Origin of the sequence: Methanomethylovorans sp. (assembly GCF_050177135.1) — an archaeon.
Classification (GTDB): Archaea; Halobacteriota; Methanosarcinia; order Methanosarcinales; family Methanosarcinaceae; genus Methanomethylovorans.
Genome location: NZ_JBFXHJ010000212.1, coordinates 1 through 2927 on the forward strand (window position 1 = coordinate 1; position 2927 = coordinate 2927).

At 45.9% G+C, this 2927-nt stretch carries 2 protein-coding genes and 1 pseudogene; all 3 read left to right on the forward strand.

The features are described 5' to 3' along the window. Positions 1 to 129 precede the first annotated feature (129 nt). Positions 130 to 1026 (forward strand): glycosyltransferase family 2 protein, encoded by an 897-nt coding sequence (locus tag AB7U21_RS11610; RefSeq protein WP_428389223.1) that lies wholly within the window; start codon positions 130 to 132, stop codon positions 1024 to 1026. Positions 1027 to 1044: 18 nt separating this feature from the next. After that, the gene (locus AB7U21_RS11615; protein WP_428389225.1) at positions 1045 to 2328 is read left to right on the forward strand and encodes a glycosyltransferase family 4 protein; all 1284 of its coding nucleotides are present in this window, start codon (positions 1045 to 1047) and stop codon (positions 2326 to 2328) included. After that, positions 2312 to 2927: pseudogene (locus tag AB7U21_RS11620) on the forward strand (hypothetical protein); the annotation flags it as partial. The gene AB7U21_RS11615 and the pseudogene AB7U21_RS11620, both read left to right, overlap by 17 nt.

Genomic DNA, 2927 nt, shown 5'->3' on the forward strand with positions numbered 1-2927 from the left:
ATATTGTGTCACAATGTATTCGTTTTTTGATAGTATGTGTATGGTGGCACGGAACAGATCAGAGAGAGATCCGCAAGATCGAACCAATGGTATGCTTTCACTCCTGCCCTATGAGCAGGGGTGTCTGGCATGACGGTAGTCGCTGCCATCCCTGCTTACAATGAGGAGATCGCTATTGGTAGTGTCATCGCCCGTGCACGGCAGCATGTGGACGAGGTGCTCGTCATCGATGACGGCAGTGCCGACTGTACTTTTAAGGTAGCCGAGCTTATGGGTGCCACTGTCCTGCGCCATGAAAATAACGCAGGCAAGGGTGCAGCCCTCAGGACCGCTTTTAAATGGGCCATGGACAAAAAGGTGGACATCCTGGTGACCCTGGATGCAGACGGCCAGCACAATCCCGATGAGATCCCGCAACTCATCCAGCCCATCCTCTGGAAGGAAGCCGACATGGTCAACGGTGCCCGTTTCCTCAAAGGCCACTGCCTCCATGTCCCCAGATACCGCAGGCTCGGCCAGGAAGTGCTCACCTTCGCCACCAACATGACCGGAGACTTCAAATCAAAGATCAACGATTCCCAGAGCGGCTTCCGTGCCTTCGCGAGCAACACCTTCGCCACCTTCACCTTCACCAACAACGGCATGGGCATCGAATCCGAGATGCTCGCAGACGCCACTGGCGCGGGTTTACGGATCAAGGAAGTGCCCATCACCTGCAGGTACGATATCGCAGGCTCCACGTTCAACCCGTTCAGGCATGGGTTCTCGGTGCTGAACTCTATTGTGAACCAGTTCCAGAGAAAACACCCATTGCTGTATTTTGGAGTGCCTGGGTTTATTTGTATGTTCATTGGATTGGTGCTGGGTTTCTGGACGGTTTTTGGCTATAAAATTGGAGAAACTTTCTGGATCGGAAAGGCTTTGCTTGCAATGACATTTATTTTAGTGGGGATTTTTGGTATGTTCAGTGGATTGATCTTGAACTCAATAGCCCTGTATTTTGCAAATATCAAAAATGGTCAATGAGATTTTTAGGGATATAAAATGGCTTCAGAAAAAACGTCTTCTCAAAAGACTAGAATACTGATAATATCACAGCATTTCCCTCCGGAAAAGTCAGGCAATGCTTCAAGGATCTCTGATATGTCTAAATTCCTTGTAGGAAATGACTCTGAAGTAACTGTTCTGGCACCTCATCCTAATTTTCCCCATGGTTCGTTCAAAAGAAAGTGGATCATCTCTGAAGAACGCATGGTAAATGGTGTACGTTTGATAAACCTGTTTTCCTGGCAGCCCGATTCAAAAGATCCGGGGTTTGTACAAAGAATGGCATATTACCTGTCATTCCCCTTCCATGCTGTGCTGTGGTCGGCTTTCAATTACAGGAAGTTCGATGTGATCATGACATCCGCTCCTCCCATATTCACAGGCTTTGCAGGTCTGTCCTCAAAGGTATTGTTCAGGAAGAAATGGGTCATGGATATACGTGACCTGTGGATCAATGCTTCCATATCACTGGGTTTTCTGAAAAAGGGCAGTTTCTTTGAAAGGATCAGCAGGATGTATGAACAGGCCTGCTACTCCAGAGCCGATATGATAGGTGTGACCACTCACGAACTTGGTGAGGATATCATCAGAACATATAATGGTATTTCTGCTTCCAAAGTAAAAGTTACTCCAAACGGCGTAGATACCAATTTCTTCTATCCAATGAAGATGGAAAAGAAGGACCAGATCATCTATGCAGGGAATATAGGTCATGCTCAGGACCTTGAGAATGTCATCCTTGCCATGAAGAAGATCAATGAGGTATATCATTTAAAGTTTATCATAGCAGGTGATGGTGACATAAAAGCTCAGTTACAGCAAGTGGTCACTGATAAAGGCCTTGAGGAAGTAGTGATATTTCCAGGCCTTGTTCCAAGGGAAGAAGTACCAAAGATGTTCTCTGAATCTCTGATAGGGATAGCTCCTCTTAAGAAACTGAAAACTCTGGAATACGCAGTACCAACCAAAGCTTACGAATACATGGCATGCGGGATACCTTTCGTTGGCTCGGGCGAAGGGGAGATAAGAAAACTGGCAGAACTATCAGGTGGAGGCATCATATCCGCGAATTCACCGGATGCATTTGCTGAAACGATAATGGCTCTGCTCTCGGACAAGCAGAAAATGGAAGAGATGGGGAAGAAAGGCCGGGATTATGTTGAAAAACATTACAGCAGGCAGCAGATCGCATCAAACCTAAGGAGCAATATTGATACCATCCTCTTCAGGAACGTTAACGCAGATAAAATAAAAGGTGTAAGCTATGCAGGGTCTGAGTGAGCATATGCACAAAATAGTATCCGATATCATTGAAAATGGCATTCTTCCCACTTTGAAGATAGAGGATGATGTAGCTTATACCGTAGACCCTGTCTATGGCATTGCAAGGAACAGAGTGAATGCCGAATGTGTCAAGACCCTGATAAGGATCAATAGTGCAAGTAATTCCAGTTACACAGATATCACTGAGCGATTGTTGAAACGGCTTGTTACAAAACAGGCTGCTGATGGGTCATGGAACGAGATACATGTCAAGTATGACCATCCTTCAGCATTGATAACTTCCATTGTCGGTGAAGCTCTGCTGGATGGGTTTGTAAGTACAGGTAACAAAGAACTGGAAGCTCCTATACAAAAAGCGAAGGATTACGTGCTTGCTAACCAGATATCTTCAGGTTATTTCAGGAAATCCTCAGTGTATGTTGGCGACCACCTGAACGTAGATGCCACCTGTGGGGCATTCCTGGCAAAATACGGCAAGGTATTCTCTGATAAAGAATGTCTGGACGTGGCAAGAAGAACAGCAGAACACATCTGCGAATACCAGTTTTCAGACGGCGCTTTCCCGTATACCAATGAGAACAAAGGCAATTACCAGT